This window comes from Streptomyces spongiae, from assembly GCF_009377185.1.
Classification (GTDB): domain Bacteria; phylum Actinomycetota; class Actinomycetes; order Streptomycetales; family Streptomycetaceae; genus Streptomyces; species Streptomyces spongiae.
This window is the reverse complement of sequence record NZ_VJZC01000239.1, coordinates 1-14,054: the sequence shown is the minus strand read 5'-3', so window position 1 is coordinate 14,054 and position 14,054 is coordinate 1. Positions and strand designations below refer to the sequence as shown.

At 70.9% G+C, this 14,054-nt stretch carries 16 protein-coding genes; 10 read left to right on the top strand and 6 right to left on the bottom strand.

The features are described 5' to 3' along the window. Positions 1–184: 184 nt before the first annotated feature. Positions 185–904, bottom strand: a complete 720-nt coding sequence (gene ndgR / locus FNH08_RS27490; protein WP_152774217.1) for an IclR family transcriptional regulator NdgR — start codon at positions 902–904, stop codon at positions 185–187. A gap of 193 nt (positions 905–1,097) precedes the next feature. Between ndgR and leuC the strand changes: the two genes are divergently transcribed. From leuC to FNH08_RS27470, 4 genes are all read left to right on the top strand, one after another. Further along, positions 1,098–2,528 (top strand): 3-isopropylmalate dehydratase large subunit, encoded by a 1,431-nt coding sequence (gene leuC, locus FNH08_RS27485; RefSeq protein ID WP_152774216.1) that lies wholly within the window; start codon positions 1,098–1,100, stop codon positions 2,526–2,528. A 5-nt stretch (positions 2,529–2,533) separates the two neighbouring features. After that, entirely contained in the window at positions 2,534–3,127 is a 594-nt protein-coding gene (leuD, locus tag FNH08_RS27480) for a 3-isopropylmalate dehydratase small subunit (RefSeq protein WP_152774215.1), read from the top strand. Positions 3,128–3,464: 337 nt separating this feature from the next. Then, a complete protein-coding gene (locus FNH08_RS27475) occupies positions 3,465–3,695 on the top strand; it encodes an SCO5555 family protein (protein ID WP_152774214.1) in 231 nt (76 codons plus the stop codon). A 138-nt stretch (positions 3,696–3,833) separates the two neighbouring features. Next, a complete protein-coding gene (locus FNH08_RS27470; RefSeq protein WP_322725516.1) occupies positions 3,834–4,460 on the top strand; it encodes an HU family DNA-binding protein in 627 nt (208 codons plus the stop codon). Between the two features lie 290 nt (positions 4,461–4,750). Here FNH08_RS27470 and FNH08_RS27465 read toward each other — a convergent pair whose 3' ends face one another. Then, the gene (locus FNH08_RS27465) at positions 4,751–4,954 is read right to left on the bottom strand and encodes a hypothetical protein (RefSeq protein WP_152774213.1); all 204 of its coding nucleotides are present in this window, start codon (positions 4,952–4,954) and stop codon (positions 4,751–4,753) included. A 10-nt stretch (positions 4,955–4,964) separates the two neighbouring features. Next, positions 4,965–5,603, bottom strand: a complete 639-nt coding sequence (gene cofC, locus FNH08_RS27460; protein WP_322725515.1) for a 2-phospho-L-lactate guanylyltransferase — start codon at positions 5,601–5,603, stop codon at positions 4,965–4,967. A 203-nt stretch (positions 5,604–5,806) separates the two neighbouring features. Here cofC and FNH08_RS27455 point away from each other — a divergent pair, with 203 nt between their 5' ends. From FNH08_RS27455 to FNH08_RS27445, 3 genes are all read left to right on the top strand, one after another. Then, the gene (locus FNH08_RS27455) at positions 5,807–6,601 is read left to right on the top strand and encodes a lysophospholipid acyltransferase family protein (protein WP_322725513.1); all 795 of its coding nucleotides are present in this window, start codon (positions 5,807–5,809) and stop codon (positions 6,599–6,601) included. After that, positions 6,598–7,608, top strand: coding sequence for an NAD(P)H-dependent glycerol-3-phosphate dehydrogenase (locus FNH08_RS27450; protein WP_322725512.1), 1,011 nt, complete (start codon positions 6,598–6,600; stop codon positions 7,606–7,608). Before FNH08_RS27455 ends, FNH08_RS27450 begins: the two co-directional genes overlap by 4 nt. Positions 7,609–7,725: 117 nt before the next feature. After that, positions 7,726–8,883: a D-alanine--D-alanine ligase family protein gene (locus FNH08_RS27445; RefSeq protein ID WP_152774212.1), complete on the top strand. Its 1,158-nt coding sequence runs from the start codon at positions 7,726–7,728 to the stop codon at positions 8,881–8,883. 106 nt (positions 8,884–8,989) lie between these two features. Here the strand turns inward: FNH08_RS27445 and FNH08_RS27440 are convergent, their stop codons facing one another. Next, positions 8,990–9,499 carry a DUF3515 domain-containing protein gene (locus FNH08_RS27440; protein ID WP_322725511.1) on the bottom strand — a complete coding sequence of 170 codons (510 nt, stop codon included), beginning with the start codon at positions 9,497–9,499 and terminating at the stop codon, positions 8,990–8,992. Between the two features lie 21 nt (positions 9,500–9,520). Further along, positions 9,521–9,754 carry an Lrp/AsnC family transcriptional regulator gene (locus FNH08_RS27435; protein WP_322725509.1) on the bottom strand — a complete coding sequence of 78 codons (234 nt, stop codon included), beginning with the start codon at positions 9,752–9,754 and terminating at the stop codon, positions 9,521–9,523. A 207-nt stretch (positions 9,755–9,961) separates the two neighbouring features. On the opposite strand from FNH08_RS27435, the gene FNH08_RS27430 reads away from it, so the two are divergent. Both FNH08_RS27430 and thiD read left to right on the top strand, forming a co-directional pair. Continuing rightward, positions 9,962–10,930: a thiamine-phosphate kinase gene (locus FNH08_RS27430; protein ID WP_322725507.1), complete on the top strand. Its 969-nt coding sequence runs from the start codon at positions 9,962–9,964 to the stop codon at positions 10,928–10,930. A 4-nt stretch (positions 10,931–10,934) separates the two neighbouring features. Next, positions 10,935–11,735 carry a bifunctional hydroxymethylpyrimidine kinase/phosphomethylpyrimidine kinase gene (gene thiD / locus FNH08_RS27425; protein ID WP_322725506.1) on the top strand — a complete coding sequence of 267 codons (801 nt, stop codon included), beginning with the start codon at positions 10,935–10,937 and terminating at the stop codon, positions 11,733–11,735. Positions 11,736–11,847: 112 nt separating this feature from the next. On the opposite strand, the gene rpmB is transcribed toward thiD, so the two are convergent. Continuing rightward, entirely contained in the window at positions 11,848–12,033 is a 186-nt protein-coding gene (rpmB, locus tag FNH08_RS27420) for a 50S ribosomal protein L28 (protein WP_003993230.1), read from the bottom strand. Between the two features lie 281 nt (positions 12,034–12,314). Here rpmB and FNH08_RS27415 point away from each other — a divergent pair, with 281 nt between their 5' ends. Next, positions 12,315–14,021, top strand: a complete 1,707-nt coding sequence (locus FNH08_RS27415; protein WP_322725505.1) for a DAK2 domain-containing protein — start codon at positions 12,315–12,317, stop codon at positions 14,019–14,021. Positions 14,022–14,054: the final 33 nt, after the last annotated feature.

Genomic DNA, 14,054 nt, shown 5'->3' with positions numbered 1-14,054 from the left:
GTGTGGGGGGTGTGCGGGCTCGTCGTGGCTTGTCGCGAAGTTCCCCGCGCCCCTTAAGAGCGTGCAGTTCCCCACCCCCCTGAAGAACCCGGGGTGTCGCCGCCCCGACAGGGCCTGCCGCGGCGTTGAGGCCGGCCCTTTTCGGGTGGTGTAGGGGAGAGGTGGTTGACGTGCGAGCGTCGCGTCAGCCGCCGGTGCGGCGGAGGGCCTCGGAGAGGCGGGCGGCGGCGTCGATGACCGCCTGCGCGTGCATACGGCCCGGGTGGCGGGTCAGGCGCTCGATGGGACCGGAGACCGAGACGGCGGCCACCACTCGGTTGGAGGGGCCGCGGACGGGAGCGGAGACGGACGCGACGCCCGGCTCGCGCTCGCCGATCGACTGGGCCCAGCCCCGGCGCCGTACGCCCGACAGGGCCGTCGCCGTGAAGCGGGCGCCCTGCAGACCGCGGTGCAGACGCTCCGGCTCCTCCCACGCCATCAGGATCTGGGCCGAGGAGCCCGCCTTCATCGTGAGCGTCGAGCCGACCGGGACCGTGTCCCGAAGTCCGGACAGACGCTCCGCCGCGGCGACGCAGATGCGCATGTCGCCCTGACGGCGGTAGAGCTGCGCGCTCTCGCCCGTGATGTCACGGAGGTGGGTGAGCACCGGTCCGGCGGTCGCGAGGAGGCGGTCCTCGCCCGCCGCCGCGGCCAGCTCGGCCAGGCGCGGGCCGAGGATGAAACGGCCCTGCATGTCACGTGCCACCATGCGGTGGTGTTCCAGCGCCACGGCCAGCCGATGGGCCGTGGGTCGTGCCAGTCCGGTCGCCGCGACCAGGCCCGCGAGGGTGGCCGGACCGGACTCCAGAGCGCTCAGGACAAGGGCTGCCTTGTCCAGAACGCCGACGCCGCTACTGTTGTCCATGAAACGATACTCGCGTCTCACTCTGTGAAACGCAAGTTCAATTTTCGGTGGAACGCGCCACTCTGGGAAGTCACAGTGGCCCGCCGACCAACGGGCCCGGCGGCACACGCCCACAGGCCAGGGGGACGCGGGCGTTGCCACCCCAAGATCTCTAGTTGAGCCGGCGCCGGACAGGCCGGCCGGAGGGAAAGCGATGGGTAGGACACTCGCGGAGAAGGTCTGGGACGACCATGTCGTCCGGCGCGCCGAGGGCGAGCCCGACCTCCTCTTCATCGATCTGCACCTGCTGCACGAGGTGACCAGCCCCCAGGCCTTCGACGGCCTCCGCAAGAGCGACCGCACCGTGCGCCGCCTCGACCTCACCATCGCGACCGAGGACCACAACACCCCGACCCTCGACATCGACAAGCCCATCGCCGACCCGGTCTCCCGGGTCCAGCTGGAGACGCTGCGCAAGAACTGCGCCGACTTCGGCGTCCGGCTGCACCCGCTGGGCGACGTCGAGCAGGGCGTCGTACACGTCGTCGGCCCCCAGCTGGGCCTGACCCAGCCCGGCACGACGGTCGTGTGCGGTGACTCCCACACCTCCACGCACGGCGCCTTCGGCGCGCTGGCGTTCGGTATCGGCACCTCCCAGGTGGAGCACGTGCTGGCCACGCAGACGCTGCCCATGTCCCGCCCGAAGACCATGGCGATCACCGTCGACGGCGAGCTGCCCGAGGGTGTCACCGCCAAGGACCTGATCCTCGCGATCATCGCGAAGATCGGTACGGGCGGCGGCCAGGGCTACATCCTGGAGTACCGCGGCTCCGCCATCGAGAAGCTCTCGATGGAGGCCCGCATGACCATCTGCAACATGTCGATCGAGGCCGGCGCCCGCGCGGGCATGATCGCCCCCGACGAGACCACCTTCGCGTACCTCAAGGGCCGTCCGCACGCCCCCGAGGGTGCCGACTGGGACGCCGCCGTCGAGTACTGGAAGACGCTGCGCACCGACGACGGCGCCGAGTTCGACGCCGAGGTCGTCATCGATGCCGACGCGCTGTCGCCGTTCGTCACCTGGGGCACCAACCCCGGTCAGGGCGCGCCGCTTTCGGCGTCCGTCCCCGACCCCGCTTCGTACGAGGACGCCTCGGAGCGCTTCGCCGCCGAAAAGGCCCTGGAGTACATGGGGTTGGAGGCCGGTCAGCCGCTGCGTTCCATCAAGGTGGACACCGTCTTCGTAGGTTCCTGCACCAACGGTCGTATCGAGGACCTGCGTGCCGCCGCGGCGATCGTCGAGGGCCGCAAAATCGCCGACGGCCTGCGGATGCTGGTCGTCCCCGGTTCCGCGCGCGTGGGTCTGCAGGCCGTCGACGAGGGCCTGGACCGCGTCTTCAAGGAGGCCGGTGCCGAGTGGCGGCACGCGGGCTGCTCCATGTGTCTGGGCATGAACCCCGACCAGCTGGCCCCCGGTGAGCGCTCCGCGTCCACCTCCAACCGCAACTTCGAGGGCAGGCAGGGCAAGGGTGGCCGTACACACCTGGTCTCGCCGCAGGTCGCCGCCGCGACGGCCGTCCTGGGCCACCTGGCGTCCCCCGCCGACCTGTCCGACGCCGACACCCGTACGCCCGCTGGAGTCTGAGAGCCATGGAAGCATTCACCACGCACACCGGCCGGGCCGTCCCGCTGCGCCGCAGCAACGTCGACACCGACCAGATCATCCCCGCCCACTGGCTCAAGAAGGTGACCCGGGACGGGTTCGAGGACGGGCTGTTCGAGGCCTGGCGCAAGGACCCGCAGTTCGTGCTCAACCGGCCCGAGCGGGAGGGTGCCACCGTTCTGGTCGCCGGTCCCGACTTCGGTACGGGCTCCTCGCGCGAGCACGCCGTGTGGGCGCTGCAGAACTACGGCTTCAAGGCCGTGATCTCCTCCCGCTTCGCCGACATCTTCCGCGGCAACTCGCTCAAGAACGGTCTGCTCACGGTCGTCCTGGAGCAGAAGATCGTGGACGCGCTGTGGGAGCTCACGGAGAAGGACGCGACGGCTGAGGTCACGGTGGACCTCGAGGCGCGTGAGGTGCGTGCCGAGGGCGTCACCGCCTCCTTCGAGCTGGACGAGAACTCCCGCTGGCGGCTGCTGAACGGGCTGGACGACATCTCCATCACGCTCCAGAACGAGGCCGACATCGCCGCGTACGAGGCGAAGCGTCCCGCGTACAAGCCGCAGACGCTCAAGATCTGAGGCCCCCTGGGCCGGGCCGATACCGGTGCGGGCGCCCCGCAGGAGGGCGCCCGGGGCCTCATAGCAGGGTCCACCGGCTTCGGCACAAGGCCGATTCCAGCCACCGCAACACCCCTCTGTACCCCCAATCGTGGACGGTTGGGGGTACAGCTGTATCTGCCCCCGGCAGGGGTTCGAGCAGGCCAGGGAGGCATGGCAACTCCCCTGGTTACAAGGGAGTTTGGCGGGGTACCCGAGTCCCGGTGCCGCGGGGTTCCGAGGTGCCTGGAAGGCCGCTGGGAGACGGCAGTTGCCCCCTCCGCAGGCGACAACTCGCCCCAGATGGCACAATCTGTGCATGGAACACGACGGCCAACTCGAGCTCTATACGGCAGTCGCGGACCAACTCAAGGAAGCGCACGCAAGGGTGCGCGCATCGCAAGTCCCGGAGGGCGTACGGATGGCGCTGACCCGGAAGCTGCTGGTCATTACGGCCGCGGCCAAGCACGACCTCGCCGACGCGGCAAGGCGTCTGGAGAGCTTCATGAAGGACCTCGACGAGGGTCGGATCCCCGAAGAGGACCACTGAGGAACTCCGCGACAGTCCTAGTTCGCTGCGGCACAAGGGTGATTAGCCCGTTTCGTGTTTGATTTGCGGTATATATCTGCCTAACGTGCGAAAAGGCTTGAACAGTTTCGTTCTGGCAATGTCTCCGAAGGGGAAGACGTGAACAAGGCGCAGCTCGTAGAAGCGATTGCGGACAAGCTCGGTGGCCGCCAGCAGGCCGCCGACGCGGTCGACGCGGTACTGGACGCCATCGTCCGCGCGACGGTCGCCGGTGAACGGGTCTCGGTCACCGGTTTCGGTTCGTTCGAGAAGGTTGATCGTCCGGCCCGTTACGCCCGCAACCCGCAGACGGGTGAGCGGGTTCGGGTCAAGAAGACCTCCGTGCCGCGCTTCCGCGCGGGTCAGGGATTCAAGGACCTGGTGAGCGGTACGAAGAAGCTGCCGCGCGGCGGCGAGGTCGCGGTGAAGAAGGCGCCCAAGGGCAGCCTGACCGGCGGTGTTTCCGCGACGGTCAAGAAGGCGGCGGCCAAGAAGACCACCGCGAAGAAGGCGGCCGCGAAGAAGGCGCCCGCCAAGAAGGTCACGGCCGCGACGAAGAAGGCGGCTGCGAAGAAGGCCCCCGCCAAGACGACGGCGGCCGCGAAGAAGGCGGCGGCCAAGAAGACCACCGCCAAGAAGGCGACGGCGAAGAAGGCCCCGGCGAAGAAGGCGACGGCCAAGAAGGCGCCCGCCAAGAAGACGACGGCGCGCAAGACCACCGCCAAGAAGGCAACCACCCGCAGGTAAGCCGGGACGCAGACACTCACGCGCCGGGCCGGACTCCCACGGGGAGCCCGGCCCGCGGCGTGTTTGGGTACGCGGCGGCCCGGAAAAGAGCGGGAGCTCCCGGAAGGGAACCGGCGGTCCAGGAGAGCCAGGGAGGAGAGCCAGGGCCTCCGGATGGGAACCGGCGGTCCCGGAAGAGATCCGGCGCTCCCGGAAGGGAACCCACGCTCCCGGAAGAGACCCGGCGCTCCCGGAAAAACAGGGGCTCCCAGGAAACGCGCGAGCTCCCGGAAAAGCCGAGCCGGCGTGTCTCAGAGGGTCTGCAGGGTCACCAGGGTGATCCGGCGGGTGTCGCCCTCGCCCTCCGTCTCGATGCGCACGCGCTGGCCGGGCCGCAGCAGCCGCAGGCCGCCCGCGTCGAACGCCGGGGCGTCGAAGGGCACCGGGGTGCCGTCGTCTAGCAGCACCTGGCCGCTGCGGGTGTCGGGATCGTACGTGTACGCGGTCGCCTGCATGAGGCGCAGCCTACTGTCCGGGTATCAGGAGCCGCGCGGCCGCGGCGGCCGTACGGGGACCCACCCCCAGCGTCAGCGCCGCCCGCAGGTCGTCGCCGGTGTCCACGTCCTGGCGTACGGAATCCACCGCGTCGAGCAGGAGTTCCACGGCCCCGGAGGCACGATGGCGGGTGCGGGAATCGGTGCCGAAGGCCGGGAGTAATTCCGCACCGGGGCCAGCGGCCAGCAGCGTCGTACCCGTCGTAGCGGCGTCCGCGAGGAAAGCGCGCGGGAATTCCGCGGCGGCGTCCAGGACCCGGGCCAATTCCGCGGGACGCAGAGCCGGCAGATCGGCGTTCAGGGCTGCCACGGGCCGTTCGGGCTCTGCTGTGCGAACGACGGCCTCCGCATGCGCCAGAGCGGCGTTCAGGCCCGCTCCGGGGCTGTCCGGGACGATCCGGGCCCCCAGCGCGGCCAACTCGCGGCCCGCCAGTTCGTCGTCGGTGACGACCGCCACATCCCGGACGGCGGGACAGGCGAGCGCCGCGGCCACCGTGTCCTGCGCGAACGCGAGCGCCAGCCCCGGGCGCACCGCGTCGTCGGCGGCGTCCGAGAGCCTGCTCTTGGCCCGCGCCAGCGGCTTCAGGGGCACGACCAGGGTCCACTGCACGTGCGCTCCGCTCCTCCCTCACCGGGCCGAGGCCCTGTCGTCGGCCTCCGCCTGGCCCGTTGTCTGCCGCGGCCATTCTCACCCGGCCTTTACAAGCGGCGCGCTCGGCGCGGCGTACGGTGTTCTCGACAGACCGTCGGCTTGGGGTCACACTTGTGCGGCTCCCCGGGCCCCGGCCCAAGGTTCTAGAGGAAGGTGTCCGCGTGCCCCGCCGCAGAATCGGCTTCTGGTACCGCTTCGCAGCGGTCCTCTGCAAACCGCCGCTGGTGGTTCTGCTCAAGCGGGACTGGCGCGGAATGGAGAACATTCCGGCCGACGGCGGATTTATCACCGTGGTGAACCACAATTCTCACGTGGACCCCTTCGCGTACGCGCACTTTCAGTACAACACCGGGCGCGTTCCCCGATTCCTCGCGAAGAGCGGGCTTTTCAAGAAGGGATTCGTGGGTGCCGCGATGCGCGGCACCGGACAGATCCCCGTCTACCGCGAGAGCACCGACGCGCTGAGCGCCTTCCGTGCCGCGATCGCGGCCGTCGAGCGCGGGGAATGCGTCGCGTTCTACCCCGAGGGCACCCTCACCCGCGACCCCCACCTGTGGCCCATGACCGGCAAGACCGGCGCCGCGCGGGTCGCCCTGCAGACCAGGTGCCCGGTGATCCCGGTGGCCCAGTGGGGAGCCAACCTGCTGCTGGCGCCGTACGCCAAGAAGCCCGACCTCCTTCCGCGCAAGACCCACCAGGTGCTGGCGGGCCCGCCGGTGGACCTCTCGCGCTTCTACGACAAGGAGATGACCCCGGAGCTCCTGAAGGAGGCCACCGAGGTCATCATGGCCGCCGTCACCGCGCAACTCGAGACCATCCGCGGTGAGAAGGCACCCGAGACGCCGTACGACCCGAAGCAGGTGCGCATCGAGCAGCGCCGCCGGGCCACGCACCCGGAGCAGGCCGAGCACCACGTCATGGGCAAGCAGGGACAGGAAGAGGAGCAGAGCACGTGAGCAAGCCGGTCAAGGCGGCCGTCTTCGGCACCGGTTCGTGGGGCACGGCGTTCGGGATGGTGCTCGCCGACGCGGGATGCGACGTCGTCCTGTGGGGACGGCGCGCGCAGCTCGCGGACACGGTCAACTCCACCCGGACCAATGCCGACTACCTGCCCGGCGTCGAGCTCCCGGCGAACCTGCGGGCCACCACGGACCCCGCCGAGGCCGCCGCCGAAGCCGACTTCACCGTCCTCGCCGTCCCCTCGCAGACCCTGCGCGCCAACCTCGCCGAATGGGTGCCGCTGCTGGCGCGGGACACCGTCCTCGTCTCCCTCATGAAGGGTGTCGAACTCGGTTCCGCCATGCGGATGAGCGAGGTCATCGAGGACGTCGCCAAGGTCGGCCAGGACCGCGTCGCCGTGGTCACCGGGCCCAACCTCGCCCGTGAGATCGCCGCCCGCATGCCGGCCGCCTCCGTGGTCGCCTGCACCGACGAGGCCGTCGCCAAGCGCATCCAGGCCGCCTGCCACACGCCGTACTTCCGCCCGTACACCAACACCGACGTGGTCGGCTGCGAGCTCGGCGGTGCCGTGAAGAACGTCATCGGCCTCGCCGTCGGCATCGCGGACGGCATGGGCCTCGGCGACAACGCCAAGGGCTCGCTCATCACGCGCGGACTCGCCGAGACCACCCGGCTGGGCCTGGCGATGGGCGCCGAGCCGCTGACGTTCTCCGGCCTCGCCGGACTCGGCGACCTGGTGGCCACCTGCTCCTCGCCCCTGTCCCGCAACCACACCTTCGGCACCAACCTCGGCAAGGGCATGACCCTCCAGGAGACCATCGCGGTCACCAAGCAGACCGCCGAGGGCGTCAAGTCCTGTGAGTCCGTACTGGACTTGGCACGCCGCCATGGCATCGACATGCCCATCACCGAGACCGTCGTCGGCATCGTCCACGAGGGCAAGCCGCCCGTCGTCGCCCTCAAGGAACTGATGTCGCGCAGCGCCAAGCCGGAGCGCCACTGAGGTACGACGCTCCGCGGCCGTTCGTACGACACTGGGCGACGACCGGGGGAACTCGCCGCGCGATGGGCCGGTGGGGCACTGACTTGGCGCGCTACCTACGGGTACGCTCAACCCGATATGAGCACCGAGAACCTCCCCCAGAGCCCTGGCCAGCCGCCTCGCAAGCCGCGCGTGGCCGTCGTCTTCGGCGGCCGCAGCTCCGAGCACGGGATCTCCATGGTCACCGCCGGCGCCGTCCTGCGCGCCATCGACCGGACGAAGTACGACGTCCTGCCGATCGGCATCACCCGGGACGGCCGCTGGGTGCTCACCGCCGACGACCCGGACCGCATGGCGATCACCGAACGCCGTACGCCCAGCGTGGAGCAGCTCGCCGAGTCCGCCGAGGGCGGGGTGATCCTCCCCGTCGACCCGGCGAACCGCGAAGTCGTCTACAGCGAGCCCGGATCGGTCCCCAAGGCGCTGGGCGAGGTCGACGTCGTCTTCCCCGTGCTGCACGGCCCGTACGGCGAGGACGGCACCCTCCAGGGCCTCCTGGAGCTCTCCGGGGTCCCGTACGTCGGTTCGGGCGTCCTCGCCTCGGCCGTCGGCCAGGACAAGGAGTACATGAAGCGGGTGTTCACCTCCTTCGGGCTCAAGGTCGGCCCGTACGTGGTGATCCGGCCGCGCGAGTGGGAGCGCGACGAGTCCGTCGCCCGCAAGAAGATCATCGACTTCGCCGGGGAGCACGGCTGGCCGCTCTTCGTGAAGCCGGCCCGCGCGGGGTCCTCGATCGGGATCACCAAGGTCGACGACCTGTCCGGCCTCGACGAGGCGATCGCGACGGCCCAGCAGCACGACCCCAAGATCCTCGTCGAGGCGGCGGTGCGCGGCCGCGAGATCGAGTGCGGGGTCCTGGAGTTCGAGGACGGCCCGCGCGCCTCGGTGCCCGCGGAGATCCCGCCGCCCGAGACGCACGCGTACTACGACTTCGAGGCCAAGTACATCGACTCGACGCCCGGCATCGTGCCCGCCCCGCTCACCGACGAGCAGACCGCCGAGGTCCAGCGACTCGCGGTGGACGCGTTCGAGGCCGCCTCCTGCGAGGGGCTGGTCCGCGCGGACTTCTTCCTCGGCGAGGACGGTGAGTTCGTGATCAACGAGATCAACACGCTGCCCGGGTTCACGCCGATCTCCATGTACCCGGCGATGTGGCAGGCGAGCGGGATCAGCTATCCGGAGCTGGTGGAGCGGTTGGTGGAGGCGGCGTTGCGGAGGTCTACGGGACTCCGGTGAGCGCCCCGTAAGGGGCGCGGGGAACTGCGCGACCAGCCACAACGGACCCGCAGCCGTCCGACGACCGTCCCGCAACGGCGCTCAATCGACTCACCCAGCCGAGCCCTCAGTCGGCGATGCCCTCCGGAATCGCCTTCTTGACGGCCCCCGCCAAGTCAATGAGCGCCCCCGAGCTGTCGCGCCCCTTGACCACGCTGACCTCCACGTACGCGGAGCGATTCGCGCAGGTGAAGCGGTATGAACCGTCGTCCCGTTTCTCCATCAGCCAGTCCACGCCGTTCACGCCGCCGGCCACCGCGTCCGGGTCGGTGCCCTTCGCCACCTTGGGGTCGACCATCTTGGGCGGCTGCTCGACACCGCAGCGCAGTATGATCGCCGAGCCTCCCCAGCCCGCGGTCAGCGTCGACCGGGGCTCGGGATCCTCGCGGCTCAGGCCGTCCACCTTGTCCGGCAGCGCCTCGTCCAGGTTTCGGCACAGCCCGGTGACCTTGGCGCCCGGGCTGGGAACCGCGGCTGAGCCGCTGTCGTCGCTCGAGGAACAGCCCGCGGCGACGATCAGCAGGGCCAGGACGGGCAACCCGACAAGGGTGCGGTGCCGGTGACGGAAGATGTTCACCGGCCACAGGGTAGACGGGGGCTAGAGGTGCACGACGGGGCAGGTCAGGGTGCGGGTGATGCCGTCCACTTGCTGGACTTTCGCGACCACCATGCGGCCGAGGTCATCGACCGTCTCGGACTGCGCGCGCACGATCACGTCATAGGGTCCTGTCACGTCCTCGGCCTGGATGACTCCAGGGATCTTGCTGATCGTATCGGCGACGGTCGACGCCTTGCCGACCTCCGTCTGGATCAGAATGTACGCCTGTACCACGGAACCTCCAGGGCGGCCACGAGGATCATGTGGGGAAAAGGAACGCCACGGTATCGCGTCGCCGCTCACTGCGGGGAGACCCATGGGGGCTGTGGCGCGCACATCGGGGCGCACGCACGACACTGGTTGACGGTCGACCTGACCGTACCGAGGGGCATGCCCGCCGGCGAACGGGCGACGATCGTTGAAAGGACCAGGTGAGACACGGTGAAGGGAACCGTGGGCGAGCTGGGGGAGTTCGGGCTCATCAGGGAGCTCACCTCGCGGCTCACCACTACCCCGGCGGTCCGGGTGGGCCCCGGCGACGACGCCGCGGTGGTGGCCGCACCCGACCGCAGGGTCGTGGCGAGCACCGACATCCTCCTGGAGGGGCGGCACTTCCGCCGCGACTGGTCCACGGCGTACGACGTCGGGCGCAAGGCGGCGGCGCAGAACCTCGCCGACATCGCGGCCATGGGCGCCGTCCCCACCGCGCTGCTGCTCGGGCTGGTCGTTCCCGCCGAGCTCCCGGCGACCTGGCCGTCCGAGCTGATGGATGGGCTGCGCGACGAGTGCCAGGTCGCGGGCGCGGCCGTGGTCGGCGGTGACGTCGTACGCGGCGACACGATCATGGTCTCGATCACCGCGCTCGGCGACCTGCGCAACCAGGAGCCCGTGACCCGGGCCGGCGCGCAGCCCGGCGACGTGGTGGCCGTGACCGGCTGGCTCGGCTGGTCCGCCGCCGGGCACGCCGTGCTGTCGCGCGGGTTCCGCTCGCCCCGCGCCTTCGTGGAGGCCCACCGGCGCCCCGAGCCGCCGTACCACGCGGGACCCGCGGCGGCCGGGCTGGGCGCGACCGCGATGTGCGACGTGAGCGACGGACTGATCGCCGACCTGGGGCACATCGCGGAGGCGAGCAAGGTCAGGATCGACGTCCGCTCGGGCGCGATCGACATCCCGACCCAGATGAACGACATCGGGCAGGCCGTCGGCGTCGACCCCATCCAGTGGGTGCTGACCGGGGGAGAGGACCACGCGATCGTGGCGACCTTCCCGCCCGACGTAAAGCTGCCCGCCCGCTGGAAGGTGATCGGCGAGGTGCTCAACCCCTCGGCGCTGCCCCACGTGACCGTCGACGGGGCACCATGGACGAGAAAGGGCGGCTGGGACCACTTCGGGGACATAGAGGGGACATAGAACAGTGAGCGCGACTCGTGCACTGCCACGCGTGCTGACGGTCGCCGGCTCCGACTCCGGGGGCGGGGCCGGTATCCAGGCCGACCTCAAGACGATGCTCGCCCTGGGCACCCACGGCATGAGCGTGATCACGGCCGTCACCGCCCAGAACTCCCTCGGTGTGCAGGGCGCTTGGGAGCTGCCCGTGGAGGCGGTGCGGGCCCAGTACCGCAGCGTCGTCGACGACATCGGCGTGAGCGCGGTCAAGACCGGCATGCTGGCCTCGGCCGAACTCGTCGAGGCGGTGGCCGAGTTGATCGGCGGTACGGACGCCCCGGCAGTCGTCGACCCGGTGGGGGTGTCGAAGCACGGGGACGCGCTGCTGGCGGCCACCGCGCTGGACTCCGTCCGCACGAAGCTGCTGCCGGTCGCGACGGTGGCGACGCCGAACCTGGACGAGGTCGCCCAACTCACGGGCGTCCGGGTCGAGTCGGAGGACGGCCTCAGGCGGGCCGCGGCGGCCGTCCTGGCGTACGGTCCGGCGTGGGTGCTGATCAAGGGCGGCCATCTGCCCGGGGAGGCCGTGGACCTGCTGACGGACGGCTCCGAGGAGCACTGGCTGCGCGCCCCACGCCACGACAACCGGCACACCCACGGCACGGGATGCACGCTGGCGTCCGCGATCGCCTGCGGGCTCGCGAAGGGGCAGAGCGTGCCGGAGGCGGCGGCGGCGGCCAAGGAGTACGTGACGGGGGCGATCGCCGAAGGGTTCGCGCTCGGGGGCGGGATCGGGCCCGTGGATCACGGATGGCGGTTCAGGAGGTAGCTGCTTCGGTGCAGGACATATCAGGACGTCCGGGAACACCAAAAAGCCGGTCCACACTCGGTGGACCGGCTTCGTGCAGCGAACCAGACAGCGGCCGCGCGCTAGCTGAGCGTCAGCGCGAGACCTTGCCGGCCTTGATGCACGAGGTGCAAGCGTTCACGCGCTTCGGCGTCCCGCCCACCACGGTACGCACACGCTGGATGTTCGGGTTCCAGCGGCGGGACGTACGGCGGTGCGAGTGCGAGATGTTGTTGCCGAAGCCCGGCCCCTTGCCGCAGACGTCGCAGTTGGCAGCCACGGGTCACTCCAAAGACTTCAGATGCACTTACGGTTGATCCCGGCATGCCGGGATCAAGATCAGCGATCGATCAGGATCCACAATCAGAGATCTGAGTGGCGTTGCCAGGGGGAGAGCCCGATCAGGATCGGGCAACCGGAGCAGCATACAACGACTGCTCCCGTACAACGAAACTACCATGGTCGGTCCGGGGTCCGTCCCCGGCCCTCTTCCAGCTCACACCACCTCTGGGTCTACGCTGCGTCCCACGTCCAGCAGCCCAGCAGCTCGAGGAGGCGCAGGTGCCGCAGGTGCCGCAGACATTGGACGCTCTCGCGGTGCGTACCTGGTGCGGGCTCGCGCTGGAGGCACTGGGGCGGGCCCGCGAGGAGATCGACGCGATCAACGTCTATCCGGTGGCCGACGGCGACACCGGGACGAACCTGTACCTGACCGTGGAGTCGGCCGTGGCGGCGGTCGAGGCGGTGTTCGCCGGGCACGAGGCGGCGGGCCACGGAGCCGAGGACGGCTCGGGCACCCCCTTGCTCGCCGAGGCCGTCCGGGCCATGGCACACGGCGCGCTGATCGGGGCCCGGGGGAACTCGGGAACGATCCTCGCGCAGTTGCTGCGGGGCATGGCGCAGGTGCTGGCCGCCGACGGTGAGGCCGCCCACACCGACGGCCCGGGCCTGAGGATCGCGCTGCGGCACGCGGCGGACTCCGCCCGCGAGGCGGTCGCCCACCCCGTCGAGGGCACGGTCCTCTCGGTCGCCTCCGCCGCGGCCGACGCGGCGGGCGGAGCCGAGGGGGACTGCGGGGCGGTCGCCCGGGCGGCGTACGAGGGCGCACGGGCGGCCCTCGCGGCGACGCCGGGGCAACTGGCCGTCCTGCAGCGCGCGGGGGTCGTGGACGCGGGCGGGCGCGGGCTGGTGGCGGTTCTGGCGGCGCTGGTGCAGACGTTCACGGGGGAGGCGCCGAAGCAGGGCGCCGTATCGCAGGCGGCTCCGGCCTCGGCCCCGGTCTCGGCCCCGGTCGTGGGGGCGGAGGACGTGCACGCGCGCGTGCACGGCGACGGGTGCGAGGAGGGCGGGCCCGCCTACGAGGTCATCTACCTGCTGGAGGCGGACGACGCGGCCGTGGCGCGGCTCAGGGAACGGCTGGACGCGCTGGGGGACTCGCTGGTCGTGGTCGGCGGCGACGGGCTGTGGAACGTCCACGTGCACGTCGACGACGCCGGTGCCGCCGTGGAGGCGGGTGTCGAGGCCGGGCGGCCGTACCGGATCAGGATCACGCACTTCGGGGCGGAGGACGCGCACATGGCGCCCGGGCGGCCGCCGCGCGAGCGGGCCCCGCGCGCGGTGGTGGCGGTCGTGCCGGGGGAGGGGCTGGCCGGGCTGTACACCGAGGCCGGGGCGACGACGGTCCTGGCCCGCCCCGGGGAGCCCCCCGCCAGCGGGGAACTGGTGGAGGCCGTACGACGTGCCCACGCGCGCGAGGTGGTGCTGTTGCCGAACGACGCGGACCTGCGGCACACGGCCGCCGCGGCGGCCGAGCAGGCGCGGGCGGAGGGCGTCCGCGTGGCCCTGATCCCCACGCGGTCCGCGGTCCAGGGCATCGCCGCGCTCGCCGTCCACGAGCCGGACCGCCGCTTCGACGAGGACGTCGTCTCCATGACGTCCGCGGCGGGCGCCACGCGTTACGCCGAGGTCGTCATCGCCGAGCGCGAGTCCTGGACCATGGCCGGCATCTGCCAGGCCGGCGACGTCCTCGGTCTCATCGACGGTGACGTCGCCGTCATCGGCTCCGACGTCACGACCACGGCGGAAACAGTCCTCAACCGCATGCTGTCCGCCGGCGGCGAGATGGTCACGCTGGTACTGGGCGACGAGGCCCCGGCCGCCATCGCGGACCACCTGGAGTCCCGCGTACGGGAGTCGTACCTGGCGGTGGACACGGTGGTGTATGGGGGCGGGCGACAGGGGGCGCTGCTGCTGATCGGCGTGGAGTGAATCCGCCCCCGCCGCCCCTACCCGTCCCATCAC

Bases quoted from the DNA above. Each gene is read 5' to 3' on its own strand.
- FNH08_RS27465 (WP_152774213.1), bottom strand. From the start codon at position 4,954: ATGCAGGCGACCGCGTACACGTACGATCCCGACACCCGCAGCGGCCAG.
- leuC (WP_152774216.1), top strand. From the start codon at position 1,098: ATGGGTAGGACACTCGCGGAGAAGGTCTGGGACGACCATGTCGTCCGG.
- FNH08_RS27445 (WP_152774212.1), top strand. From the start codon at position 7,726: ATGAGCACCGAGAACCTCCCCCAGAGCCCTGGCCAGCCGCCTCGCAAG.
- leuD (WP_152774215.1), top strand. From the start codon at position 2,534: ATGGAAGCATTCACCACGCACACCGGCCGGGCCGTCCCGCTGCGCCGC.
- ndgR (WP_152774217.1), bottom strand. From the start codon at position 904: ATGGACAACAGTAGCGGCGTCGGCGTTCTGGACAAGGCAGCCCTTGTC.
- FNH08_RS27475 (WP_152774214.1), top strand. From the start codon at position 3,465: ATGGAACACGACGGCCAACTCGAGCTCTATACGGCAGTCGCGGACCAA.